The sequence below is a fragment of the Affinundibacterium baiyunense genome, from assembly GCF_018139645.1.
Lineage (GTDB): Bacteria > Pseudomonadota > Gammaproteobacteria > Burkholderiales > Burkholderiaceae_D > Undibacterium > Undibacterium baiyunense.
The window spans coordinates 15,868-40,679 of the sequence record NZ_JAGSPM010000002.1 but is presented as its reverse complement, the minus strand read 5'-3'; the positions used below and the strand labels follow the sequence as shown (position 1 = coordinate 40,679).

Genomic DNA, 24,812 nt, shown 5'->3' with positions numbered 1-24,812 from the left:
GGTAATATCAATGTTTTTTAGGACTGTTTTAAGCCTAGGCAATCGTCTATTTTTCGATCTAAATTTTATTGAATTTTTACATGCAAACTTACATGTAAAAAACCGCCTCAAGGGCGGTTTTTTTGATTACAAATATTTGACTTGCATCAAACCTTTTTGCCTCGAGTGACCCCTTTTACATTCTCAAATCGGCTACTACTACCACCGCGTGCAGTGGCTGGTTTTTTGACGCGTGGCGCTGCATCTTTCTCAGCCACACGGCGATTGCCGCCAGTAATGCGCTCTTTCAGAGGAACGGGCTTCGCATTGACCAACATCGTGCTGGTGCCGATTTCTTTGATCTCTAGTTTTTTGCCTGCGACCCAGACGCCTTTGAGGTGATTGAGAATGTCTTTTGGCATGCCGATTGGTAGATCGACGGTGGAGTAGTCGTCAAACAAGCCGATGTGACCGATCAGCTTGGCATCGAGTCCCGCTTCGTTGGCGATGGCGCCGACGATGTTGCCTGGTGTGACTGCGTGTTGTTTGCCGACTTCGATGCGGAAGGTTTGCATTGGGATCGCGACTTTGCCTTTTGTTTCTGCGCGTTTTTTATCGGCTTTGGCTGGCGCTTCTTCGTCGGGAAGTGATGCTGCGCGGGCGACGACTTGATCTAGTTTGCTGCGATCAGATTTCTTTTCAAACTGATCATCACGCGGCGCGCGTTCGGCTCTTGGCGTGCGTTCTGAACGCTCAGTACGTTCGCTACGCTCATTTGATCTACGTGGTGCGGCATCGGTATGCGTCGCAGCTTCACCATCTGCTCGAATATTTAAAGCTTGCCCTGCAACGCGCACGCTCTTTAAATGTGTGAGCATGTCTTTTGGCAAATCATCGGGTAAATCTAAGACGGTGTAATCGTCGTAGATGTCGATGCGGCCGATAAATTTGGATTCGATATTCGCTTCATTCGCAATCGCGCCAACGATATTGCCGGGCTTGACGCCGTGTTCGTGTCCAACGGCGATGCGGAAGGTGCGCATGCCAGGTTCTGCCACTCGTGGGCTGTGCTCGCGACGTGGGCCACGGCTTTCGCGCTCGCCGAATCGGTCTCCGCGGTCGCCACGATCGCCACGCATAGGGCGATCACCGCGTTCGCTGCGGCTGCCGCGTGAGCTGACTTCATCGCGCCAGCTGTCGTCGTTTTTGACTTCGCGTCTATTTTTATCGAGTAGCAAAGGCTCGTCTCCGCGTGCCATTTTGGCGAGCGCTGCAGCGATTTCGATTGCGGGCACATTGTGTTCTTGTTCGTAAGATTCGATCACGCTGAGGAATTGTTCGAGTTCGCCTTCTGCCAGCGTATTGGTGATTTGATCTTTGAAGCGTGCAATACGCACATCATTAACCGCTTGAATCGTCGGTAATTCGAGTGGTGATACCGGTTGACGGGTAGCGCGTTCGATCGCTTTTAAGAGATTTTTTTCACGTGGAGTGATAAACAAAATCGCTTCGCCGCTGCGACCTGCACGACCGGTACGGCCAATGCGGTGGGTGTAGCTTTCTGGATCGTAGGGCACATCGTAGTTAACCACATGGCTAATTCGCTCCACGTCGAGACCACGTGCTGCAACATCGGTCGCAACCAAGATATCAATCTTGCCGTCTTTGAGCTGTTGAATCGTGCGTTCGCGTTGTGCTTGTTGAATATCGCCATTGATCGCAGCAACAGAGAAACCGCGCGCGGCCAATTTGTCGGCGAGTTCTTCGGTACCGAGTTTGGTGCGGGCGAAGATGATCATGCCGTCGAAGGTTTCGGCTTCGAGAATACGAGTTAAAGCATCGAGCTTGTGCATGCCGCTGACCAACCAATAACGTTGGCGAATATTGTCGGCGGTGCCGGTTTTTGCTGCGACTGTGATCTCAGCTGGTTTGTTCAAATAGGTTTGCGCGATGCGTTTGATCACCGATGGCATCGTTGCGGAGAACAGCGCGGTTTGATGGCCTTCTGGTGTCTCTTGCAAGATGCGTTCGACGTCGTCGATAAAGCCCATGCGCAGCATTTCGTCGGCTTCATCAAGCACGAGGGTTTTAAGTTGCGATAAATCGAGTGAGCCTTTATCCAAATGATCGATCACACGACCCGGAGTACCAACTACCACGTGTACGCCACGGCGCAGTGCAGATAATTGCGGACCATAACTTTGACCGCCATAAATTGGCAAGACATGAAAGCCAGGGATATAACGTGCATACGTCTGAAAAGCTTCCGCCACTTGAATTGCCAACTCGCGCGTTGGTGCTAACACCAGTGCTTGTGGTGCTGTTTGGTGAATGTCGATATTCGACAAAATAGGCAAGGCGAATGCAGCCGTTTTACCCGTACCTGTTTGCGCTTGACCTAAGACATCACGACCATCTAACAATGTAGGAATCGTTGCAGCTTGAATCGGCGATGGCGATTCGTAACCAACGTCGCTCAATGCGCGTTGGATGGCATCACTCAATTGCAGGTCGGCAAAGGTGATAGAAGGGGATAATTGGGCTTCAGACATGGGGCGGGCTCACTAGAGGAACATCGGGTACAAGAGGCGCGTTTTTCACTGGATGCGAAAAAGCATAAGGCCGTAGTTTACTCTTAGATACCGTTTCTGCCTAATGGCTTCGCTATTTTTCGCTTAAAAATCATGGAATTAGCTTGGAATAGCAAGTATTTCGGTAGTAAAAAAATATCTTCTGTAAAAATGACAATGCCGCGTCGAATAAACCGCGGCATTTCTTTTAACGATGGAGGTTAGTTCTTGCTTATTGCGTTTAAGCGTTTATCGCAGTTCTATAAGCTATTGATAAACTCAGCCAACTTTTCCTGAAACACCTGCGCTTGGTCATACATGGGGAAGTGGCGGGCGCCGGCGATTGGTACCATGCGTAATTTCGGTGTACCTTTCATTAAGCCTTCGTAATAAGCGTGTTTTGCCTCGGCGGTGAGATTTGATGCCGCAAAATCTGGTGCGTAGTAGGGTGATACCATCGCCAGTGGCACGCCGATTGCTGGCAAGTCTTTGCGCAAATCGAGGCGAAATAAATCTGCCATGTATTCGGCGCTAGCAGCTGGATCACTTTGTGCACTCAAGGCGGCGATCTTATCGGCTAATTGCACATCAACTACGCCCATTGTGCGCATGTATTGGACTTGTTGCTGTGCATAGGTCTTTTGATCGGCGCTACCCATTTGCACGCGCAAATTATCTGCCATTGCATTGCGTTGATCTTGATTCATATTTTCTGAGCGTGGGAACACGGGCAAACCATCGACGCCAAACACACCACGAATTAAATCGGAATGTGATTGGGCGAACCAGATCGATAAAGCTGAGCCCAAACTATGTCCAACCAACACTGGCTTGTGAATTTTTTGGGTTTGGATCAAGGTCAATAAGGATTCTTTTGCCTTTGCCATCTTTGGGCCAGCCATCGCAGGTTTGCCATTAAAACCTGCCAATGTAATGACATATAGTTCGTGCTCTTTCTGTAGATGTTTGACCGTGTCATCCCACACATAACCACCGCTCGATAAGCCGGGAATCAAAATGACTGGAGCACCTTTCGCATTCGGATTCGTATATTTTTCCACATACATACTGCCCACTTGAAATTGTTCGGCTTTGGTGGTGGCGCTTGCAGTTGCAGCTGTAGTTGTTGTGGTTGCTGGCGCTGCCATCGCTACTTGGTAAGCTGTCGCCACGGTGCAAGCGACAAATACAATGGTAGAAAAACTGATTTGGATTACTTTGCTCAATGTCATGGTGTTCTCGATTCTTAAAAAGATGTTTGGGTTTGAGATCATTGGATAGAACTAAAATTAAGACTGAAATTAAAACTGAAATTAAAACTGAAAGTGTTTGCGCACACTGTTAATGCCGCACAGACTAATTGCGAAACAAGAATAGATAGTGATCGCGCTGATTTGTGTAAAACCACCGCCAGCCGCTTGACTGAAGAATGCAGCAAACAGACTTGTCGCCAATCCAGCTGCAACGATGTTTTGCGTTTGCTGTTTTACTTGTTCAACCGCAATACGTTTGTAGTGGCGAAGTAAAGCCATACTAAAAATTGTCACAGGCAATAAAGGCAGCAAGTTCAATGCATGACGGCTGTGAGTGGTAACAATTTCATCTGCAAAAATCATGATCAAAGACCAGATCAGTGCTGCCAAAATAATTGCTGCGTTGAGTTCGTTGCGAGATTGTGTGTTGATCGTGAGCTTGTTCATGGTGTTCTCCTTAAATGAATGAATTGAATGTTTTTGCCACTGATGTAAAGTAAAGTTGACACAGCGGGCGATAAAAAAAGCAGGGAATCCAAAGACACCTTGCTACTAAAAAAAGACTACGTAATTTCTTCTGCTGCTACGCTTACTTGCATGTAAAGCACGCTTGACATGCGAATTTAAAAAATAAGCAGCGATGGAAAATTCCCTGATCAGCTGCTAATTGAATCTTATTTTGCTCTCTACTTCGCTCATTCAGCACTACTAGCATTTCGCTGCAATTCGCTTAATGTGTAAAGCATGTTTGACATATTAAACCAAAAAAAAACTTTGTCAAGCATCCTTTACATAAATTTTTTAACTTGTGGCGAAAAAGTGTTACATGGTAGTTTATTGAATAGCTTTGACAATTAGGATGCGTATGAATATCGAAAAAGCGAATTCCGGAATTGAGGAAAAGTTTGTGATGGATTTCACGACATGGATTTCTTTAATATTTGTTGCAGTAATGACGTTCTTGATCACCCGACCAACTCCAAAAATGCCGCAGCAGGTGTCTTTGTATATGCCAACGTGTGTTGGGATGTCGGTTAATTCAGGTATGCCTAGGGAGGAAATCAATATTACGATCGATTTTGACGACACACTTTTGTGGAAAGGGAAAGCAGTTAGTCAAATTCAATTTGAGAAAAATCTAACGAACTTGTGGGCAAATCATAGCTATGTTTACTTCGTCTTGAACATTAATCCGCTGGCGTCCAATAGAGTAACATTTGATACGCTACAAAAAATGCAAGCACATCAGAAAGAGTATGTGGTGCTGTCGAACAATTTTACTTTGTACTAAGCGCCATACTAGTTGAGATCTGCAACGTTTTTTCACGGCTCATTGCTTGGGTTTAGTGATCTTTGTGCCAATCCTTAGATACTTAATTTCGTTTCTACGATCGTACGAATAATTCCACAATCGAGCGTTTTAACGAATTTTCTTCCAAAAATCGGTTCTTGGGCATGGTTCAACCATGCCCAAAACCTTATGCTATTTACTCAACAACACAGGCTCACCCAAGCCCAATTCTTTCATACGAGGTAATTGGGTTTTTGCATCACCTACTACCAACCAAATCATCTTATTTGGATCAAGGTATTTTTGTGACAGTGCTTTGATTTGATCCACCGTCATGGTTTTGACGATTTGCTCGCGCTCTTTCACGTAATTTGCGGTCCAGCCGTATTTGCTGATGTTATCTAACATGCCGAGTTTGGCTGATGCAGTTTCAAATGCGCGCGCATTGCTCTTGATGAGGAAACTCTTCGTCGTTTCTAAATCGGCATCTGAATAAGTGACAGTGAAGTCTTGCAGGATTTTTTTGATCAATTGGGTTGACTCAAGCGTCACATTGGTGCGGACACCGCTGCTAATGCTGAAATCGCCGACGCTCTTGGTGCCGCTAAAGCCAGAGCGAATACCATAGGTGTAGCCTTTACTTTCGCGCAATTCTTGAGTGAGGCGCGAAGCAAAGCCGCCGCCACCTAAGATATAGTTCATCACATTCGCTGGGTAGTAATCTTTATCGGTTGCCGCCAGTGCAGGATAGCCAATCTGTAAAACGGATTGTTTCGCGTCAGGAATATCTACAAAATATACTTTCCCTTGCGTTTGTTGCGCATCTGAAGCCGCTAGATTCGCTGCAGGTAATTCAACTTTCTTCGCCTGCCATTTCGTCGCCAATTGCGCTAATGACTTCTCGACGGTCGCTTTTGGTAAGGCACCGACCACATGCATACGGGTTACCGATGGCGATAGATTTTTTTGGTAATACGCTTTCAAATCATCCATCGTGATTGCTTTAACCGTTTCTTCTGATCCCAAGATGTTGCGTGAGCGAATATTTTTATCGCCATAAATCAGCTTGTTATAAGCATTCGCTGCAACAACGTTAGGATTGGCTTCTTGTTGGCGAATTTGGCTAAGCATGTTTTGCTTTAGCAAGGCAAATTCTTTTTCATCCCAACGCGGCTCTAACAGAATTTCTTCAAGCAAGGCCAAAGTTGCTTGGTAGTTGCGGGCTAAAGTATTGACCGTAATACGAATGTCTTCAGTGCGTGCATTTACCGCAATCGATGCGCCCAACTGTTGTATTGCTTCTTCTAATTCTTGCGGTGTTTTCTTCGCGGTACCTTGTGTCATCATGCGTGCCATTAAATTGGCGACGCCGACTTTGTTGATGTCTTCCAAAAGTAAGCCACCATCGATTTGCATTTCAAACTGCACCAATGGCACTTCATCATTTTGGATGCCATACACACGCAAACCATTTTGCAGTTTGCCTTCCCATACCTTAGGCACTTTCACCTCGGCTGCAGCGCCGTAGGCAGGCTCTTGATCGCGTTTGATCTTCGATGGGGTTTTGGTATAACTGGCATTGATATTTGGATCGACTGCCGCTTCCGCACCTTGTACAATTTTTTCTTCTACCACTTCGGCTTTGCTTGATCCGCTTAACGCCAGATTGACTTTGCCTTTAGGTACAAAACTGGTCGCTACATAGTTTTTGCCTTTGATGTACTTCTCATAAACACGCATTACATCAGCGGGCGTCACCGCCAAAATGTTTTTGATGTCTTGCTCAACAAAGCCAGGATTGCCCGTCAAGTAATTGTATTCGGCCAATTGCGCAGATTTGCCGAGCACGCTAGAGAGCGAATTGTAAAACTGCGTTTCTTGTCCTGCTTTAATTCGGTTGAGATCTTTGTCTGAGATGCCTTCTTTCTCAAATTTTGCAAAGGCTTGGCTCACTCCAGCAGCCACTTCGTCCAGAGATTTGCCATCAAATGCGCGCACACTCAACATAAATTGCCCAGCTAATTCACCTGTGCGATTGCCGATGCTGACGTTGGATGTGAGCTTTTTATCTTCAACCAATACTTGATAAAACGGCGCCTTTTTACCGCGTGATAAATACTGACTCAATACATCGAGTGCATAAGAATCGGCATGCAATTGTTCGACCGCAGGCCAGACCATGGTCAACGCAGGAACGCGTGCAAAATTATCTTCGTGATAGAGCTTGACGGTTTCTTTCACTACGCCAGCGCGTTTTGGTAGAGGTTTGATTTCTTCACCGCGTTGGATCTCGCCAAAATATTTCTCTACCCATTTTTTCGCCTGGGCAGGATCAAAATCACCAGCAATCACCAAGCTCACATTGTTTGGTACATACCAACGGCGGAAAAATTCTTTGACATCATCTACGGTCGCGTTTTGTAGGTCTTCTAGCGAGCCGATCACTTGCCAGTTGTAGGGATGATCCGCAGGGTAGAGCGCTTTGTCGATCACGTAGGAAGTATGACCGTAAGGATTATTGTCAACACTTTGGCGCTTCTCGTTTTTAACGACTTGCTTTTCTTTCGCTAATACTTGATCCGTCACGGTATTGATAAACCAGCCCAGCTTGTCGGCTTCTGCCCAAATCATTTTTTCTAAAGCGTCTTTGGGCACGGTTTGCAAATAATTGGTGCGGTCTTGTGAAGTCGAACCATTGGCGCCAGAGCCGCCAATGCGCGCTGACATTTTATCTAAGCCGCCTTTACCTAGATTTTCAGATTCTAAGAACAATAAGTGTTCAAACAAATGCGCAAAACCAGTACGGCCAGCTTTCTCTCTTGAGGAGCCAACATGCGCAGTTAGATTGACTGCCACCACAGGATCAGAACGATCGACATGCAAAATCACATCAAGCCCATTCGCGAGCGTGAATTTTTGGTAGTCCACTTTCAGGCTGGCTTTGGCTGCTTTATTTTGATTTTTAGTCGCGGGCTTTTCAGTTGATGCTGTAGCTGCGTTGACTGGTACTGGTAGTGTGACAGAGCTGCCTAATGCCGCAGCGATCAAGAGGGAAAGACTTAAAGGTTTCATTCGATTATTCCTCAATCAGAGTTCTATTTAATTGGCCGTATTGTTTTCGTGAAATTTTAAATTGGCAACGACGGCTAGTATTCCTTACCCGCGTGTTTATCGCAAGTGAATCGCTTGCTGTTCTCGTTAGTGAATTAGATCAGGTAAGCAGATGCGTATCACTGCAAGGCAAACATTTTTATCGAGCTTGATGAGCTTAGTCCTTTATGGTCAATCTTAGTTCCTTGGCATATCACTGGCACAACTTATGCATGCCCATCTTCAAATGAATTTTCAGTGTCGCGCCTTAGCCTCAAAAGCGTGGAGTAAGAAGAAAAATTCATTTGTTAATCAAAATGACACTCGTTTTTATTAAATTTTATTGCTATTGTTCTTTAGTCCAAATTAAAAGCGCAGGCTATCCAAAGTATTGATCAGGGAGGGAAATAACCATGAGTCATCTAGTAAGACAATTTGAAGCAAGCAGACCGATGCAGCAATTGCCCTTGTTCCGTTTGTTAGGTTTATTGGCAGCACAAACGCGACGCGCGGTTTTGTGTGGGTTTGCTGTATTGACACTAAGCGCATGTAGCACGATGCAAAACGGTGGTGCGCCTGCGCCTGCGTTTAGTTACGATGAAGATTTAAAAGCTTTAGAAACCATGTATCAAACTGCTGCCAAGCTTTCAACCTATGGCAGCAATCCGACTGCGCAACAGCGAAACGAATTTATTAATGGTCGATTGGCTTTATACAATATTCGGTATCAACGTTTTGTACGTGATCTCGGCGTAGACAAGCAACATCTAGATGCGGGTACCGATGGCGTATTGATAGGCTTGAATTTAGCCAGCGCAGCAACCGGTGCGATGCGCGCTAAGACCAATATTGCTTTAGCTGCGGCAGGCATCACCGGTGGCAAGGCCACTATCGACAAATACTTTTACTTTGATAAAACAATTCCAGCCTTAGTTGCGACCATGAACGCGCAGCGCAAACAAGTCTTGATTGAGATTTTAAAAGGCAGCGCCAAGAGCATAGAAGATTATCCCTTGACCAGAGCGCTAGATGATTTGAATGCCTATGAAATGGCAGGCACTTTAATCGGTGCGATTGATGCGATCCAAGTCGATTCATTCAACAAAGACAAACAAGCGACGCAAAACATTCGTGAGTTGAGCGTGCCCACCGAAGCGCAGTTAGCAGAGACCAAAAATTTAGCGGATGCATTAAAAACTTTGGCCGCAGATACACCAGAGAATCTGCAAAAAATCAATGCGGTGTTGAGCAAAGTTACCGGAGCACCTGCAACTTACACCGACTTTGCCACAGCTAAATCAGCGATCTCGCGTGAATTCCGCAATTCTGGCAGCAGCAAAGATAGCCTATGGCGAGATGCGCTTACCGCTGCGGGTATCGCTGTCAATTCTTCAGAACAGGGTAGTAAGTAGCCACTTAAAAACAGTAACAACAATGATTTGATCGCAATCAAATCCTCGATATAAGGGAGCAAAGTATGGCAAACATACAAGCGCAAAGTGATGGCAATTTGTCCTTACAAAAAACAGAACTAGCAATTACCAATTTTGAATTAAGGTTCGCGCAATTTCTTGATGCAGCAATGGTCAGTACGCCGACAAAAAATATAAACCAAATGAATTTCGAAGAACTCGATTTAGCGCAACCAAACGCGCTCAAATTGAGTTTGAGTACCGACCAGCCGCCTGCTGGCTATAGCAAGATTTGGTCGGGGATGATGTTTATTGAAAACGTACCCGCCAATGTGACGGCGTGGCGCAAAAATACCTAAGTAAAACGTATCACCCATACCAAGCAATAAAATGATATGGGTAATGCAAATGTGCGGTGTGAATAAATAAAGCGAATCAATAAAGCGAGATGAATTAAAACGAGCGCAAGGCCGCAGCAAGTGTGGCGCGCGCTCGTTGGTAATTGCCCATGCGGCTAATCTGTTCATCATTGACCGGCATTTTACTGACCACAGAAGCATGTTCTGCGACATCGGCTTGTTTGACACGGGTTGCTAGCGGCACTTGGATCACCCGTTGAATGTATGTGTCGTAGCTTTCATCTGGGCGCCCAGTTAAGGTTTGCACCGCCTCGATTACTTCTTCCGTAAAGCCAGCAGCACGCAAATCTTCTGGTGTTTTTCCACCATCTTCAATCACATCATGCAAGATGGCGGTTTGACGTTCTAGTTCATCTTGCAAGCGCAACATTACGCGCATAGAGTGAAAAATTTCAGGATCGCCATCTTCACCAATACGCCCAGCATGGGCGCGGGTGGCAAATTCAATCGCTGCTGCAAGTGTGGACATGAAAATACTCTCTATGCTGGTTAGCGTGTTAACAATTAACGGTAAAACGGCTCGACAACACCTTTTACCTTAATCATCATTGGCATGCCTTTGCGATCCAAGGTTTTGCCAGCAGGTACGGTGATCCAACCTTCGCTAATGCAGTATTCTTCAACGCCAAGACGCTCTTTGCCGTTTAATAAAATACCAACTTCGTGCTCGAAAATCTCAGCAACATAAAATTTACTACGAGGATCAACCGAGAGGCGGTCAGGAAAGGCGGGTTTGTTCGTATCAGTCATATGCGTACTACCTGTAAAAAATAATCAAAAATTAAATCCTTAGCGCAAGGCTAAGGATCAAAGGCGCTAGTTTATCTGTTTTTATGTGCGCGTTGTTCGAATCTGCGCGCGACTGATCGGGTTTCGAATGGGGATTGTTTTACTTGATTTGTGCCCGCAGATCGTACAATTGCTGATGAGTGGCATCATTTAGATCAAGTGGACGTTGTTGTTTCGCGCTTAAATAGTGTTCCGTGAACACATCTAAATAAGCGGACAAGGTTTGCGCTGCCAGATGTTCGCCCGCTAATTCTAAACAGAGCGCTGCTACTTCAGAGGTACATAAGTGATCGTCACGCCGCGAACGTCGCAGGCGATAACGTGATAATTGATCGGGTTTCAGACTTAATACCGGCAAGTTATTCAGATAAGGGCTCTTTTTAAAGATCTTGCGCGCCTCGGGCCAGGTTGCATCAAGCAAAATAAATAATGGACGCTTACCCGTATTCATTTCGGGATGACGTTCTTCGTCAGTGAGTAGCTCAGACACGACACGTTCTGGTTCAACAAACTCCCCAGGAAACACCACATAAGCTTGCCATTGGGGATCTGCCAATAATGCGAGTAAAGCCGGATCGACACTGGTGCGCGCCCAGCCAAACGCGGTGGTTTCTGGGATCACATCTGCGATTATCCAACCAGTGTTACTTGGCTTGAGCGTCTCATGTTCCGCCATCAATAAGCAAACCGCAGCGCGAGTGAGTACGATTGTTCTTAGCGCACAAAAGCAGTGGCTCAGTATCAAACGACACCCTGGGCATCGCTCACCACTTGGGCCGCCACGTGCGAGAAAAGGGCGCGTGCTACGTTCTAAACGTGCAGAACGTAAACGTGAGACAGCGTGCGGAGGATGTTTCAAAATCATGTTAGGTGGTAGCGTCGCCACAAGCTCGTGGTGAAATGCCGTTGAAAATGCAAGAGACCAGCATTTTAGTCGAATGTGACCATCACAGCAGGTTTATCAAAAATTGGTATTCAGTTGATTTCTTGTCTTTGAATGCGACACTTTGCACCACAGATCGCAGCATAATTCATTCTGCAAATAAGTTTTTGCATGAAATTTCGGCTAGCAACACCGCCATCTGATGGAGAACTGGTTTACTATCTAAGCACAATTCTGGAGACTTAAGTGGTAATCAAAACGAAAGCCTTGTTAAGGTGGCGTTTGGCGCTGATCATCTTTCTATGCTTACTTGTTCCTGGTAGCGTCATCGTCGGCCTCGCCTATTTTACAGTGCATCATGTAACCCGCAGTCATGCGATTGAGGTGGTTGGCACTTCTGCGCAGCATCGTTATGAACACTTGAGTAGTCTGCTACAACAAAATCAACAACGTCTTGATACAGAACTCACGCAATTGCAGCAGCGCTGCCCTCCATCACAGGCAAATCCAAAGACCGATCGTGCTTGTATCGAAGCTAGTTTAACCAGCCTGATACAAAGAGAACTCGCCGAAGGAGCGATTTTTGTTGGCGCCGACAAGACAACAATACAGGTCGGTGAACTACGCCCTAGTACGCAAGTAGATGTGCCATTTCTGCCCGACCAATTAGCCTATTTTTTGCCGCGCGAGCAAGGGCGAGTTCCTAGCTTTTTAATGCGCGCACAAGTTCAAAATCAAGATCAAAATCAACAGCATCAAAGTATATTGACGCTCAGCTATTCGGCGAGTTCATTGCAATTTATTTTTGTGCAGCCGCGTGAGCTAGGCAACTCGGGTGAAGCATTTTTGACGAACGCCAAAGGTTTTTTTATTACGAGTGCCAGATACAAGTCATTGCAAGGACATGGTACTGAAGCGATTTCGACCAATCCTATGCAACGTTGTTTGTCAGACGAAAATGGCGAAACACTCGATCTAGATTATCGTGATGTGCCGATTATTCAAGGCTTCCGTTATGTGAAAGAAATCGGTGGTGGTTGCATCATGGCGCATGTCAATCAAGCAGAGGCCTTTATGCCAGCACAGGCTTTGAGTGGCATCGCGTTTTTGATCTTGATTTTACTGAGTGCTCTAGGTGCGATTTTTGCGGTGGCCTTATCGAATAAAATCGCTAAACCTATCGAGGATATTACGCGCAATATCGCTAGCTTTAATTTAGATGCAGATCACACGCGACAAGCGATGCCAGTGATTGATCCAACCTATCGTGAGATCGAGCAACTCGCCGAGACCTTTAATCACTTAGCAAACAAATTGGGTGAAGCAGTGCGCGATAAAGATGCGCTACTTAACGCCCTGAACTTACATGCAATCGTCTCGGTGTCCGATCCCGATGGAAATATCTTAGATACGAACGAGGCGTTTTGTCGTCGTAGTGGCTATTCTCGCGATGAGCTCATCGGCAAGAATCATCGCATCGTTAGTTCGGGAATGCAGGATCGTCATTTTTGGGAAGAAATGTGGAACACCATCTCTAGCGGCCAAGCTTGGCGTGGAGAGTTATGCAATCGATCGAAAGATGGTTCGATTTATTGGGTCGACACTTTCATTGCACCGATGACTAATGCACAAGGTGAGATTGAAAAATACATTTCTATTCGAGTTGATATCACCGTCAGCAAAAACAATGCCTTGGCGATGCAAGCATCAAACAGAATTACGAGCATCGCCTTAGAAGAGATGCGGGTAGCAGAAGAGCGCTTAGCATTTGCCTTTGATGGCAGTGGCGATGGTGTGTGGGACTGGGATTTACAAATCAATAAAGTGATTTTATCTAAGCGTTGGAAGTCGATGCTGGGATACGAAGAACATGAGATTGGTAATGAATTGACAGAGTGGTCGAGCCGAGTACACCCCGACGATTTTCCGCAAGTGCTGGCAGATGTTCAGGCAAACTTGGATGGCACTACAGAATCGTTCTTTAATGAACATCGGTTTCGCTGCAAGGACGGTAGCTATTTGTGGGTATTAGATCGCGGTAAAGTGGTGGTGCGTGACGCCGATGGAAAAGCATTGCGCATGATAGGAACCCATACCGACATTTCGCAACACAAGGAGTTAGAACGGATTAAAGCAGAATTGATTTCTACCGTGAGCCATGAGTTACGCACCCCAGTGACCTCGATACGCGGTGCCTTGGGTTTGCTAGAAGCTGGCGTACTTGGAGAGTTGCCAGCCAAGGCGATGGATTTTGTCAAAGTCGCGCATCGTAACAGCCAGCGGCTATTGGTGTTGGTGAATGATATTTTGGATATGGATAAATTATTATCCGGCAAAATGACTTTGCATTTAGATGACATTAACGTCAATGCGATGATGCAAGATGCTATCACGGTTAACTCTCCGTATGCGGCGAATTATCAAGTGCAGTACGCGTATAGCCCCGACCCTAGTTTGCCTTTAGTGCGTGCTGATTATCAAAGACTGATGCAAGTGATGGCGAATTTGATGTCGAACGCAGCCAAGTTCTCTGCGCCAGAAAAGTTAGTCGATATTCGTGTTCAAGCATGTGGTAAACAGTTGCGAATTGAAATTCAGGACTATGGTTGTGGTATGCCTGTCGCGTTTCATTCACGTGTGTTTGAAGCATTTTCGCAAGCAGACAGCGCAAGCACCAGAAAGCAGGGTGGAACCGGTTTAGGCTTGAACATCACCAAGAAGATTGTCGAAGCGATGGGTGGTGAAATTGGTTTTACATCAGAAGTCGATGTGGGTACACAATTTTGGTTTACTTTGCCGATTGTTGATGAAGAGGCAGGTACAAATACTTCAGCACAAGTTAATCCAAATTAAAGCTAAAAATCAGTAAAAAAATCGGAGGCGAGTGCCTCCGATTTTTTAACTACTGAATGTATCTGCTTAAGGTATCTACTTAAGGTATTTACTTGCGAGACTATGCTGCGCACCCAATACAAAATATAAGCTTAGATTATTTCGCAAACTTAGCGTAGTAAGCGACTACCGCTGGATGTTCTGCAATACGTTTAGCATGCGCATTCAAGGCTGGTGCGACTTTTTCTACTAGATCGGTTGGAATATGATCAAGGCGACCAGAGTTCAGCGTGCGTACATCAACAAACACTTTTAAATCAGCTACCGTCAAACGATTATCGGCAAAATAGTTACCGCCGTTTGCCTGCAATTTCTTTTCTAACCAAGCCAAATACACAGGCATAGAGCTATTGACCAAAGCCAAACGCGCCGCTTTTTGTTCTTCGCCAGTCATGCGGTAGGTTGGCCCCATCTTGACGCCAGCTTCTTCCACCACATACATCACTTCATCACATAACAGCGCTTGATAGGCGTCTTCTGGGTACAAGCCAGCCAGCTTGCCAGCGTAACGCAGCATTGAATCGCATTGGGTAATCTGCACGCCATCAACTTCTAGCGTTGGTACTTGACCAAATGGCGTAGTCTTACGAACTGCGGCAAACTCTGGATAAGCAAAGCGGTGATCTTCAAAATCTACACCGCCAATCGCCAATGCAAGGCGAACTGGTTCTGCACGGCCGCCGTGCATGTCGAAATAGGTGATTTTAAGTTTTGGCATAGAAATTCCCTGAATTAGGTGGAAGGAACAAAGCAAATAAGCAAAGTTGATTTACTTATTCAAAAAGCGAAAAAGATCATATCACGCATCAATTTTCTTTTCAGAAGCCCACCGATTTTTCAAGGCAGAGACAAAACCTAAATCCGAGAATTCTGACAAACGGTGCGATTTGTGTAAGTCCACACATGCTTTCAATCTTCAGCCTCACCATCATTAGCTTTAAATAGATTCTCTAATGCCGCTCGGTTACTTAAGGATTGATTATTCACGCGACTGCGTTTGCCATGAAACTCTTCCTCAATATTGTCGCGATAAAAACTCCATGCTGTGCTCGATGACGCTGTTGATAAACGACGCCAAGTTTCTTGACCAACACCAGCGTAATCAATCGCCGTGCCATCATCAAGCTCGACCCGCAGTGTGCGTTCGCGCAGGTCATAGCCGATCGCACGTAGCTTGCCTGCATTAATTCGTTTCATTTCCATAGTGATTTCCTGACGATCATGAGTGGAAATATTCTAATCGATTGCAAGGTGGTGAGCGATGATTTTAACGCGCCAGCTTTACACTGATTTTTCAAAACAAACGCTATTTGCCATGCCCTGATATTGACCATAATTGGGCACAACTTGATACCCGTTTTTTTGATACAAACGAATCGCTTCAAGCTGTTTCACGCCCGTTTCTAAAAGACATTTTTGTTGCGCTAGCTCACGCGTCCATGTTTCTAGTTCTTGCAAAATAATCGACGCCACACCTTTACCGCGCGCGACAGGTGCCACATACATGCGTTTTACTTCCATCACTGAATCTGCATAGGGCTTGATCGCACCGCAGCCGATTGCTTGCTCGCCGTCAAAGGCAACCACCACGTATTTCAAACTATCTGATTTATTGTACTGCGCATAAAACGCGTGCTCATCGCCATCGGTGGTAGCCAAATAACGATCAAGCTCGATTACCAAGTTTTGAAAATGCGGGTCTTGCGAGTCGGTTCTGATTAGTTGGATCATGTTGCGCTCCTAAATTTGTTTGCTTAATGCAAGCAAGGTCATGAATAAATACACCCCGTTCAAAAATGTATTAGCAAAGGCTTCTTTTTTATAGGTGTAATAAATCAAGCAGCAGCATCCAAATACATTCATCAATAAAAAAGCCAGTGAAGTACTTGTGATTATTTCTTGTGTATTTAATCCATACGCGATTAAGCAAACGATGCCGCCGCTCCAGCCTAAGCTATTTAAATAGCGATCTTGTTTGATGGCCTGCTTTTCCATACATTGTCCTTGGGTTGGTATTCATGCCGATTGTGCTGATGTCGATCGACTAAGTGAATAGGTAAATCGCTGAACAGAGGCTTAATGTACACTTCTGTTTAATGCATAAAAATGCTAAATTCGATTTGATTAATGCGGATAGTGAATTAAATTGATCTATGCCATGTTCAGCTAGAGAGTAATCACAATGAATTTTCAACAAATCCAATACTTTCTGATATTGGCGGATGAACTACATTTTTGGAAAACTTCAGAAAAAGTCTTCATCACCCAATCTGCCCTCAGTCGACATATCAAAAGCATGGAACAAGAACTTGGCTTTGATTTGTTCGAACGCGATAAGCGCAATGTTAAATTGACGCCCGCAGGTGAATTTTTGCGCGATCAATATGCCAAATTATTAGCCGACTACGATAGCGTAACGCGGCGCGCCAGCATGATTGCATCGGGCGAAGTTGGAGCGATACGGATAGGGCATCCAGCCTCGATTACCTTTTCTGTACTGCCCGATTTGCTGCTGGCCTTACATCAGCAGCACCCGCATATCATCGCTCACATGCTTGAGGTTGATGCAGCTGATGTTGATCCATTTTTGCAATCGCACCGAATTGATATTGCCTTCAATCGCGAAACCGCAAAAGCTAAAGATTTGCGCTCAACCCATTTAATGACAGAGAACTTTGCATTGGTAGTCCCCGCCCAACATCGTTTTGCCAATAAAACAGAATTAAAGCTAAAAGACTTGTACAAATTACGACACGAAGAATTTGTCTTGCCCGCGTTAAATGGTAAGAGTGAACACGCATCGCAACTCAGGGCGATATTTCAAGAAGCTGGATTTAATCCTATCATTTATGCCGAATCAGATTTTGGTGTCACCTTGCTTGGCTTAGTGGCAAAAGGGTTGGGCATTTCCATCATGCCGATTTCATACTCGCATCACTTAAAGCATGCAGTTAATTTCATCAAAATTCCACCCACCTCGGATCTACTCGCGCTATGGCGTGATGGCGATAATAATCCTGCCTTGCAAATATTTTTGCAGGTGATTAATGAGTTTGATTTTAGTTTGGGATATCAAAGCTAAAGCGCGTAGCCGTGATTGCGCAGATGCGGAATGGTTTGAGTTTGCACGCACCACATCGATGTTTGGCATGATGTGATGCGCGTATTTGCAGTGCTTTTGTGCTGCTTACTTGTACAGCTTACATACCTAATGAACGCAGCAATTCATCACTGTCATCATCACCAGCGGCGGCCGCAGCGGGTGCCGATTTGCCTTGATTTGCTTGTTGGAATTCGAGCAAATCATCTGGATCTGGCACTTCACTGACATCAAAATCATGCAGCTTAATGAACTCGGTGCGATCGATCGCCAATTCGAGATAAAAGATATTATTGTTCTCGGTGAAGAAGGACACGCGGCGGATCTCTGGGCGATCTAACGGCGTATCCACACTCAACATCACTTGCTTGGTCAACACCAACATTTTTGGTTGGTTTTGGGTGATATTGGTTTGCAACTCGCGACGGATTTTTCCAGTGAAATCGCCAACGATTTGGTTCATCAATTCACCCAAGATATTCGCGACTTCATCCGAGGTAAATGCCGATGCCAATTCAGATTCTGGCATACCCATCGTCAGCATGTATTTGGCATAAATTTCCATCGCCGCTGGGCCAGAAAAATTCAACACCACCAAGCCAGAAAAACCACCATCAAACAAAACGAAACAACCGATATCCGGTTTCAAGCCAATCTTGGTAATACGTTGCACCATGGCGGAATAATGAATCTTACTTTGCGTGGCGACATTCAGTACCCGTGTGACCGAATTGCACAAACCGGTGAGCAGGTCTTCTGTGCCATACACGACATTTTTTTCATTGTGATCCATTACAAACTCCTCTACAAAAATACTGCGATTTCAAGCGATGCGATTAAACATCTGCGACGCTCGAAATAGGTTTAATCTTTACACCGAATATCAGCGAACTGAAGGCTTGCCCCGTACTGATCGACACGTAGAACGATCAACACAATAGCGAAAAAACCTTGGTAGTTGCCCGATATTTGATAAGTAGCGCGAAAACAGTTGCGATTCGCCTAAGATAAAAATAGCAATTATATGGTTGAAATGCGCCAAATTATCGAAGACACAAGGTGAACAAAGTATGCACTTAGCTGCAACTATTTGCCATATTGAAAGAATATGCAATGGCGCATCGTCCGTCTAGTAATTTCACCATTAATGTGGGATTTGTGGCGTAGCCGAGGGAGATCGAGCTTAATTTGCAATGTATTCGCAAGTTTCAACGCTGCAATAGTGGTCAGCAAACGGTATAGGTAGAAAGTTGTAGCTAAGAACTCATAACCGACAACCAATGAAACACTTCACCATCCGCCTCATAACTTAATTGCAACGGATTATTGCTAGGAAAGTAACAAGTCTCTTGGCGCCTGTAGTGATCAGTAAAGTAAGGCGCCACATCAACGCTAGTCAAAGCTGTGATCACCTAGCCAAAATGAATGGTGCTAGTTTGCGATGCTGTGAAGGTTTGGCGAATCAACTCGTACTTATTGTTTTTCATTTTTTGAACGAGTTAGGAGTGTGACGCATAGTCCGTAGACATGTCCAGTACGGTCGTGCAACATCGTTGTAATATCAAAATGGAGAAACGACTATGCGAACAATCAAATCACATAGAGGCTACACTGAACATGCGATTGAAATGGCGAACTACGAGATTTATATCGAAGCGAACCCTGACTCTTGGAGGGGCGGATTTGTTTGGTCTGTTAGTTTCGACAATAGAGAGCTTGCTAGTGGGTTGGAGCGTTCTTATAGAGAAGCACAAAGGACTACAAACAAATTGATTTGTCACTTCCTTTGTCTCCAATAGTGATGCGCCCTAGAGGCAAGTTTCCCATCTTAGCACTAAGGAGCAGGGGCCCGACTGGTCTCAGGCAGCATCGCACGAACCAAGTTGCACGCTATATTTCTGATAACATTTACAGCGACAGAATTACCAAACTGCTTGTATAGCTGAGCATCTGACACACCGACCTCTTTGGCCTTCACAACAATTTGGTCAGGGAACCCTTGGAGCCTCGCCGCTTCGGTAGGAGTTAATTTGCGCGGATTCTTACCTTTTTGTTCAACCAATATCTCCGACCCATCTTTGTAGTATCTTGCGGAAATCGTGTTCACATACTCAGATTTTGCGTTGAACAAGCCATAGCCAAAACCATTACCTTTTGTCGCATGCATTTCTTTTCTGCGCTGATGGCCACTCCACAACTTATCGGAAATTGTGTATTTCGGATCGACACGTTTTTCCAAGATATCGCCAAACTTCACTGTTTTTGGTATCGGCTCGGGGAAAGCAAACCGATTAGCATGTTCCTCACTCAGGAAGCCCACAATGTATATCCGTTCCCGATTTTGAGGCAGGTTAAAATCTCGTGCTGCGAGTATTCGAGTTTGTACTTTATAGCCAATCGACTCCAAGGTCTCTACGATGATGTTGAAAGTTCTGCCTTTATCGTGATTCCGCAAACCTTTCACGTTTTCTAGCAAGAATGCCTTTGGGAGATGAGTTCTCAGAATATTTTCGATGTAGAAAAACATTGTGCCGCGAGTATCGTTGAAGCCTTTCTTGTGTCCAGCTTGGCTGAAAGGTTGGCACGGAAATCCTGCTAATAGTAAATCGAATTTCGGAATTTCAACTGGTGCAATTTTTGTTATATCACCATGCGGAGAATCCTTGTAAAAAGACTGATACGTCAACTTCGCGAATTTATCGATTTCAGAGCTAAAAACACACTCACCACCAAGCTCTTGAAATGGCAAACGAATTCCACCAATTCCAGCGAATAGGTCAATAAATCGAAATGACTCCGATCCTGTGGTGTTCGATTCGATGGCGCTTTGAAGATTTTGCACTACAAAGTCCTGCATCGACACATTGTTCTCCGCGCAAAGAACTCGTAATTTCGTGTGGGTTTCATCATTCATCTTAATATGTATCTGCTTCATGACAGAGAAAAAAAGTGTACCCAAGGTACATTATTTTACCCTGCTTTTTCTTAGGCTCGACAACATATTTTGAAATTGCACGATTTCTCATTACACTGCGTGCATGAAAATTCTCAATATTAAAATCACACCTCCTAACTCAGTCACAAATGATAGATCCCTCGCGCTTTGGGATGAGTTCTTTCTGCCCATTTACAATCTTTTGTTTCAGCGGCTGGACGTGACGACGAGCAATTATCCTCACATAGACTTTGATTTATTGCGACCAGCGATTATCAGCATTCTTGGTGTCCTCTCGGATAGCCAAATCGCTACTCTGAGAAAGCTCGGCGAAAAGAACATCTCCGCAAAGGACTGGGAGAATGCACCAGAAAACAAAGCGATGATGGTTTTTCTCTGGAATTTCCCTATCTTCGCGAACCTCTTACAAAACATCCACCTTTTGTCATCACTCGCAATCAGGTCGACCGAGATTTACAACGGATTCAAGATTACACCCGCAACTTTTGTGCAGGCAAAACAGTTCATCGACAAAATGAACTTTCAACGTTGGACACGTCAACAGACGGACAACGAGAAACAAAGCGGTGTTTCGAACCTTGGTGGTGTGTCTGAGACTCTGCTAGAACTTGCAATGACCTCTCTAATCGATGGCACGAACTTCTTCAAGACAAGCAATCAAAAAGTTCAATCGTACGGCGATTTTGTTTTGATGTGCCTACCGAACAATTTGTGGCTGTCTGTCAAATCTAACTTTGCTCGAGAACGTTTGCTCGCCTCTGGATACACCACCGACATCCTTGGTGTTGGGTTCTTTACAAGCAAAGACGAATTCACAAGTCAATCGAAAATCCGAAATTTTCAAAGAGTAGGTTTCTTGGCGATGTATCTTCCTGATATCGCGGTCTCTGACGACCAAGTGCGAAGCAATACGAATACTTTTCAAGAGGTGGTTGACGAATACGCCGCTAGAGGGGCTGCGTTACCACTGAATATTAACGGCACATCCTTTCTACGGCCACTCTCACAACTTCATTCGGATTTGAAAAAAATATTGGATGTAGAAGACGTAAAAAAGAGGACCACGTTGGACTTTTAAGTATGTTATTTTCTGACGATACGGCTTGATTATGTTTTCTCAATCGGATAAGTTAAAAATTTCCGCTCTTGAATTCATGCATGTTCTCATTGCGAACAACGTTTTGAGCGAATCTGCATATGTCTCTAGATATAAAGGCTTCGGTGCCGAATACGAACTTGCGACACTTCTAAAAAAAAGGAATCCCGACAGGAGAATCTACTCATCATGTTGGTTAATTCCAACTGTCAGAAAAGCCGAGTCGACGAATATGCCCGTTGTTTACATGATCGACCAACTCGAACCTGACCATTCGTTACAAAACCTATACTCAACGCTCGATAAGCTCCCAAACAAAGGGCTATTTTATGTTCAAAATTTATCGGATTTCTCCGATTTTGAAAACTGGGATCGATCTGATGTTATGAAAATCGGCACACCATTGCCAATTCCAAAATTTCGAGTTTTCACGTTCGTAGACGGCAACTTTCAAATTACAAATTTGTCTGAATTGTTGGGGAAGTTTGAAGATTGCGGGCGAAATCCGAATGTCGTTTCAAGAGTAGAAAAAGCGACTAAAGATGTTTGGTTAAAAAAATGCGCCCAGTATCCAATTGAATACCTCATAGACCTTTACGTTGATCGACTTCTCGTTGACGGTTTCCTAGGATTTGGAAAAATTAAAGGGCAACCAGCGGACATTGACTTGATACATCCCAACAAAACTTACCCAGATGGCTTCACTTTTATAGAGGTGAAAGAGAAGGATTTATCCAAGACGCCCCCTGTGGGTTTTGGCTTAGATGTTCCTCGTTTTAAATGCATGAAGATTCTGAAGGATCTATCATATCCAAAAACCGATTATGCGTATGTTGTAAAGCAAATTAGTGACCAAACTAAGAGAGAATTTGTCGATTGGCTTTGTATTTCATTGACGAAATTTGATTCGAACAAAGAGGAAAAAGTTGTACAGGGAAGGCCAGGAATGAGGGCAAAGAACACCCCGAGTCCCGTCTACATTTGTCAGAAACAACATTTCCAACAATTGTTCAAGGCCAGTAGCTGATATTTCGAAAGAAAGTAGATGCGAAGACTATTGCGAATGCCACGGAAGGGGCCGCAACATCGGTTAAATGTAAGCTGTTCCTTAGGACAGCTTCACCTCAGATTTCTAGTGTTTTATTTTGTTTAGACTTGATGTCCACAATCTCCTCGTATTTCTTAATGAAATCAGAGTGATATGTTCGCGCTTGGGTTAAGAGGTCGCTGTAGGACTTGATTTCGAAATTACCAGCCTTTCTTAGTGCATCAACCATATCTTCGATGCCGGGACCATATTTATGATTCTCGGAGATCAAAATTACTTTAACTGTTGAAACGCCATGTGGAAGTTTGCTTCTGATAAACTCCAAGTACTGTGTGCATTGATTCAACTCTTCCAAGCCAATCTTGATTCTCGGGCGTTTAAGTTCAATTATGTGGATCGCCCCATTAGTATTCGAGCACAAAAAATCGATTCGCTTATTGCTCCCCTCAAGTTTATCCTCTGGGAACTTTTCTTTTAACCAGTTACTGTATGTGACTTCCCGCTCAAAGTTGTTCATTCGAGGATCGAGTATCCAAGGGAAATTCTCCAAAAATTTCTGCATCACTTTAGTTTCAGATACGTTTTGCTGAATGTATTTTTCAAACTGATTTATTGTACTAATTCTGCCTTCTGATAGTTTCGCCATTTCCTTGGCTTCAATAAAGCCCCAGTCATCTAGAAGTTTGATGGCATTAGAATCGTCTAAAGCCCCCAAGTCATCTAATTTTTGTGCAAATTCTTGAAATCCCTGTAATGAGAAGGCATCTTGAATATGCGCAAAGAGAGCCGCAGCTTTTTCTCCGTCTAAATTTTCATTACCTAAAATTGAATGAGCGATCTTCGTTGCCAATGGTTTCTCAACTGGGCTCAACTCTTGAAGCCATTGATCTAGGTCTACTTTATATGTCTGTTTAAATTTTTCTTTTTTAGCCACAAGACGGCGACTTCGCCATTCTTTTGAAACAAACTTAAGGATATTGTTTAAATGCTGTTTGAGCTCTTCTAGTTCACTACCTTCCCAAATCAACGATTTGCGATCCGTCGAGACGTTATCCAGCTCGTTATCTTGATCGATAAAGTCGATTTCCAAATATCCATACAGATAGGAGTGAAAATAATCGTTAGATCTGTCGTCAAAGTAGGCGTTTTCTTGAACCAACTTCTTCCTAGCGAGTAGGGTGACTCCTTGCTGCAACTTGTTTAGAGGAGTATGAGAAGTCAACAACTTACCAGTGATCCCTCGGTTAATACAATAATCTAAGCTATCAAAGCCATTCTGAAAATCGATCGGGAAGTTCCATTCAAATTGCTTACTTATGCCTTCGAAAAGATCTGTATTAGAAACCGTCGCTTCTAAAGTTCCATTACGATAAATCTGTACATGGAGTTCATCGAAAATCGAGAAACGTTTTGGCAAACTATTTGCTAGTGCTCGGGAATCAAATGGAGATTTTCTTTTGATCTCATCAAGTTCAATGACTGTTCCATCTGCCTCACTAGTGTGTTGCCGCTTGATTAAAGGATTCGGCAAATAACGTCCACCACTAGATTTCATAGTCGGATAATGCATTTCAAAAGCATTCTTCTCGGAATTCTTTATGGTCGTTATCTTGATCTTTTCAGCGATCCCGAACATCGAAAGTTTTCCAATGCCCTTTTTTCCCAACACAGCTCTCCCGGATTGACTTACACCAGATTGAGTAGACAAACGACGATTTCGGCCAACGGTAAGAAAACAATCGTTCAACTCCTCGGCGGTCATGCTATGACCATTATCGGACACGATAATTTTTTTGTTACCTTCATCAAATAGCTCAATCTTCACTACTTTCGCATCAGCATCCCAAGAATTTGAAATCAATTCGGCAATCATTGGAGGATATTGCGTGTACAGCTTGACCCCTAAATGTTCAAGTGTGTTCAGATCGAACTTCATTTCCCAATTAATGTCGGTCATTCTCTTCTCAACTCTTTTAAAAATATCTCAAAACACACTGACTTCACCCAACAAAATTGGCACATGGTATTTGTCAC

21 protein-coding genes are annotated in these 24,812 nt (G+C 44.4%); 7 read left to right on the top strand and 14 right to left on the bottom strand.

The window, feature by feature from the left end:
• Positions 1–146 precede the first annotated feature (146 nt).
• The 3 genes from KDM92_RS03465 to KDM92_RS03455 form a co-directional block, all read right to left on the bottom strand.
• A complete protein-coding gene (locus KDM92_RS03465; RefSeq protein WP_212683032.1) occupies positions 147–2,531 on the bottom strand; it encodes a DEAD/DEAH box helicase in 2,385 nt (794 codons plus the stop codon).
• A gap of 278 nt (positions 2,532–2,809) precedes the next feature.
• Positions 2,810–3,781: an alpha/beta fold hydrolase gene (locus KDM92_RS03460; RefSeq protein WP_212683031.1), complete on the bottom strand. Its 972-nt coding sequence runs from the start codon at positions 3,779–3,781 to the stop codon at positions 2,810–2,812.
• Positions 3,782–3,862: 81 nt separating this feature from the next.
• Positions 3,863–4,249 carry a hypothetical protein gene (locus tag KDM92_RS03455; RefSeq protein WP_212683030.1) on the bottom strand — a complete coding sequence of 129 codons (387 nt, stop codon included), beginning with the start codon at positions 4,247–4,249 and terminating at the stop codon, positions 3,863–3,865.
• Between the two features lie 418 nt (positions 4,250–4,667).
• On the opposite strand from KDM92_RS03455, the gene KDM92_RS03450 reads away from it, so the two are divergent.
• Positions 4,668–5,093: a hypothetical protein gene (locus KDM92_RS03450; RefSeq protein WP_212683029.1), complete on the top strand. Its 426-nt coding sequence runs from the start codon at positions 4,668–4,670 to the stop codon at positions 5,091–5,093.
• 192 nt (positions 5,094–5,285) lie between these two features.
• Here the strand turns inward: KDM92_RS03450 and KDM92_RS03445 are convergent, their stop codons facing one another.
• Positions 5,286–8,165 carry a M16 family metallopeptidase gene (locus KDM92_RS03445; RefSeq protein ID WP_212683028.1) on the bottom strand — a complete coding sequence of 960 codons (2,880 nt, stop codon included), beginning with the start codon at positions 8,163–8,165 and terminating at the stop codon, positions 5,286–5,288.
• A 431-nt stretch (positions 8,166–8,596) separates the two neighbouring features.
• On the opposite strand from KDM92_RS03445, the gene KDM92_RS03440 reads away from it, so the two are divergent.
• Positions 8,597–9,595 carry a hypothetical protein gene (locus tag KDM92_RS03440; RefSeq protein ID WP_212683027.1) on the top strand — a complete coding sequence of 333 codons (999 nt, stop codon included), beginning with the start codon at positions 8,597–8,599 and terminating at the stop codon, positions 9,593–9,595.
• Positions 9,596–9,660: 65 nt separating this feature from the next.
• On the top strand, positions 9,661–9,954 hold the full coding sequence (locus KDM92_RS03435; protein ID WP_189345599.1) for a hypothetical protein: 294 nt from the start codon (positions 9,661–9,663) through the stop codon (positions 9,952–9,954).
• 94 nt (positions 9,955–10,048) lie between these two features.
• Here KDM92_RS03435 and KDM92_RS03430 read toward each other — a convergent pair whose 3' ends face one another.
• From KDM92_RS03430 to KDM92_RS03420, 3 genes are all read right to left on the bottom strand, one after another.
• A complete protein-coding gene (locus KDM92_RS03430) occupies positions 10,049–10,483 on the bottom strand; it encodes a GTP pyrophosphokinase (RefSeq protein ID WP_212683026.1) in 435 nt (144 codons plus the stop codon).
• A gap of 35 nt (positions 10,484–10,518) precedes the next feature.
• Positions 10,519–10,764, bottom strand: a complete 246-nt coding sequence (locus tag KDM92_RS03425) for a DUF3297 family protein (RefSeq protein ID WP_212683025.1) — start codon at positions 10,762–10,764, stop codon at positions 10,519–10,521.
• Positions 10,765–10,903: 139 nt separating this feature from the next.
• On the bottom strand, positions 10,904–11,668 hold the full coding sequence (locus KDM92_RS03420) for a tRNA-uridine aminocarboxypropyltransferase (protein WP_212683024.1): 765 nt from the start codon (positions 11,666–11,668) through the stop codon (positions 10,904–10,906).
• A gap of 264 nt (positions 11,669–11,932) precedes the next feature.
• On the opposite strand from KDM92_RS03420, the gene KDM92_RS18830 reads away from it, so the two are divergent.
• Complete coding sequence (locus KDM92_RS18830; RefSeq protein WP_212683023.1) at positions 11,933–14,539, top strand: PAS domain-containing protein; 2,607 nt, start codon at positions 11,933–11,935, stop codon at positions 14,537–14,539.
• A gap of 136 nt (positions 14,540–14,675) precedes the next feature.
• On the opposite strand, the gene KDM92_RS03410 is transcribed toward KDM92_RS18830, so the two are convergent.
• The 4 genes from KDM92_RS03410 to KDM92_RS03395 all read right to left on the bottom strand — a co-directional run bounded on the left by KDM92_RS03410 (position 14,676) and on the right by KDM92_RS03395 (position 16,573).
• Positions 14,676–15,296, bottom strand: coding sequence for a glutathione S-transferase (locus KDM92_RS03410; protein ID WP_212683022.1), 621 nt, complete (start codon positions 15,294–15,296; stop codon positions 14,676–14,678).
• A 191-nt stretch (positions 15,297–15,487) separates the two neighbouring features.
• Positions 15,488–15,781 (bottom strand): KTSC domain-containing protein, encoded by a 294-nt coding sequence (locus KDM92_RS03405; RefSeq protein WP_212683021.1) that lies wholly within the window; start codon positions 15,779–15,781, stop codon positions 15,488–15,490.
• 78 nt (positions 15,782–15,859) lie between these two features.
• A complete protein-coding gene (locus tag KDM92_RS03400; RefSeq protein ID WP_212683020.1) occupies positions 15,860–16,309 on the bottom strand; it encodes a GNAT family N-acetyltransferase in 450 nt (149 codons plus the stop codon).
• A gap of 9 nt (positions 16,310–16,318) precedes the next feature.
• A complete protein-coding gene (locus KDM92_RS03395; RefSeq protein WP_212683019.1) occupies positions 16,319–16,573 on the bottom strand; it encodes a hypothetical protein in 255 nt (84 codons plus the stop codon).
• 187 nt (positions 16,574–16,760) lie between these two features.
• Here KDM92_RS03395 and KDM92_RS03390 point away from each other — a divergent pair, with 187 nt between their 5' ends.
• Positions 16,761–17,660 (top strand): LysR family transcriptional regulator, encoded by a 900-nt coding sequence (locus KDM92_RS03390; protein ID WP_212683018.1) that lies wholly within the window; start codon positions 16,761–16,763, stop codon positions 17,658–17,660.
• Positions 17,661–17,778: 118 nt separating this feature from the next.
• On the opposite strand, the gene KDM92_RS03385 is transcribed toward KDM92_RS03390, so the two are convergent.
• A complete protein-coding gene (locus tag KDM92_RS03385) occupies positions 17,779–18,471 on the bottom strand; it encodes a DUF3334 family protein (protein ID WP_212683017.1) in 693 nt (230 codons plus the stop codon).
• Between the two features lie 1,041 nt (positions 18,472–19,512).
• Complete coding sequence (gene dcm / locus KDM92_RS03380) at positions 19,513–20,613, bottom strand: DNA cytosine methyltransferase (protein ID WP_212683016.1); 1,101 nt, start codon at positions 20,611–20,613, stop codon at positions 19,513–19,515.
• A gap of 103 nt (positions 20,614–20,716) precedes the next feature.
• Here dcm and KDM92_RS03375 point away from each other — a divergent pair, with 103 nt between their 5' ends.
• A complete protein-coding gene (locus KDM92_RS03375; protein WP_212683015.1) occupies positions 20,717–21,712 on the top strand; it encodes a hypothetical protein in 996 nt (331 codons plus the stop codon).
• A 31-nt stretch (positions 21,713–21,743) separates the two neighbouring features.
• A complete protein-coding gene (locus KDM92_RS03370) occupies positions 21,744–22,757 on the top strand; it encodes a hypothetical protein (RefSeq protein WP_212683014.1) in 1,014 nt (337 codons plus the stop codon).
• 97 nt (positions 22,758–22,854) lie between these two features.
• Here the strand turns inward: KDM92_RS03370 and KDM92_RS03365 are convergent, their stop codons facing one another.
• Positions 22,855–24,735: an ATP-binding protein gene (locus tag KDM92_RS03365; protein WP_212683013.1), complete on the bottom strand. Its 1,881-nt coding sequence runs from the start codon at positions 24,733–24,735 to the stop codon at positions 22,855–22,857.
• Positions 24,736–24,812: the final 77 nt, after the last annotated feature.

Excerpts from the sequence above, each read along its gene's own strand:
- KDM92_RS03465 (WP_212683032.1), bottom strand. The coding sequence starts at position 2,531 with ATGTCTGAAGCCCAATTATCCCCTTCTATCACCTTTGCCGACCTGCAA.
- KDM92_RS03460 (WP_212683031.1), bottom strand. The coding sequence starts at position 3,781 with ATGACATTGAGCAAAGTAATCCAAATCAGTTTTTCTACCATTGTATTT.
- KDM92_RS03455 (WP_212683030.1), bottom strand. The coding sequence starts at position 4,249 with ATGAACAAGCTCACGATCAACACACAATCTCGCAACGAACTCAACGCA.
- KDM92_RS03450 (WP_212683029.1), top strand. The coding sequence starts at position 4,668 with ATGAATATCGAAAAAGCGAATTCCGGAATTGAGGAAAAGTTTGTGATG.
- KDM92_RS03445 (WP_212683028.1), bottom strand. The coding sequence starts at position 8,165 with ATGAAACCTTTAAGTCTTTCCCTCTTGATCGCTGCGGCATTAGGCAGC.
- KDM92_RS03440 (WP_212683027.1), top strand. The coding sequence starts at position 8,597 with ATGAGTCATCTAGTAAGACAATTTGAAGCAAGCAGACCGATGCAGCAA.
- KDM92_RS03435 (WP_189345599.1), top strand. The coding sequence starts at position 9,661 with ATGGCAAACATACAAGCGCAAAGTGATGGCAATTTGTCCTTACAAAAA.
- KDM92_RS03430 (WP_212683026.1), bottom strand. The coding sequence starts at position 10,483 with ATGTCCACACTTGCAGCAGCGATTGAATTTGCCACCCGCGCCCATGCT.
- KDM92_RS03425 (WP_212683025.1), bottom strand. The coding sequence starts at position 10,764 with ATGACTGATACGAACAAACCCGCCTTTCCTGACCGCCTCTCGGTTGAT.
- KDM92_RS03420 (WP_212683024.1), bottom strand. The coding sequence starts at position 11,668 with ATGATTTTGAAACATCCTCCGCACGCTGTCTCACGTTTACGTTCTGCA.
- KDM92_RS03410 (WP_212683022.1), bottom strand. The coding sequence starts at position 15,296 with ATGCCAAAACTTAAAATCACCTATTTCGACATGCACGGCGGCCGTGCA.
- KDM92_RS03405 (WP_212683021.1), bottom strand. The coding sequence starts at position 15,781 with ATGGAAATGAAACGAATTAATGCAGGCAAGCTACGTGCGATCGGCTAT.
- KDM92_RS03400 (WP_212683020.1), bottom strand. The coding sequence starts at position 16,309 with ATGATCCAACTAATCAGAACCGACTCGCAAGACCCGCATTTTCAAAAC.
- KDM92_RS03395 (WP_212683019.1), bottom strand. The coding sequence starts at position 16,573 with ATGGAAAAGCAGGCCATCAAACAAGATCGCTATTTAAATAGCTTAGGC.
- KDM92_RS03390 (WP_212683018.1), top strand. The coding sequence starts at position 16,761 with ATGAATTTTCAACAAATCCAATACTTTCTGATATTGGCGGATGAACTA.
- KDM92_RS03385 (WP_212683017.1), bottom strand. The coding sequence starts at position 18,471 with ATGGATCACAATGAAAAAAATGTCGTGTATGGCACAGAAGACCTGCTC.
- dcm (WP_212683016.1), bottom strand. The coding sequence starts at position 20,613 with ATGAAGCAGATACATATTAAGATGAATGATGAAACCCACACGAAATTA.
- KDM92_RS03375 (WP_212683015.1), top strand. The coding sequence starts at position 20,717 with ATGAAAATTCTCAATATTAAAATCACACCTCCTAACTCAGTCACAAAT.
- KDM92_RS03370 (WP_212683014.1), top strand. The coding sequence starts at position 21,744 with ATGTTTTCTCAATCGGATAAGTTAAAAATTTCCGCTCTTGAATTCATG.
- KDM92_RS03365 (WP_212683013.1), bottom strand. The coding sequence starts at position 24,735 with ATGACCGACATTAATTGGGAAATGAAGTTCGATCTGAACACACTTGAA.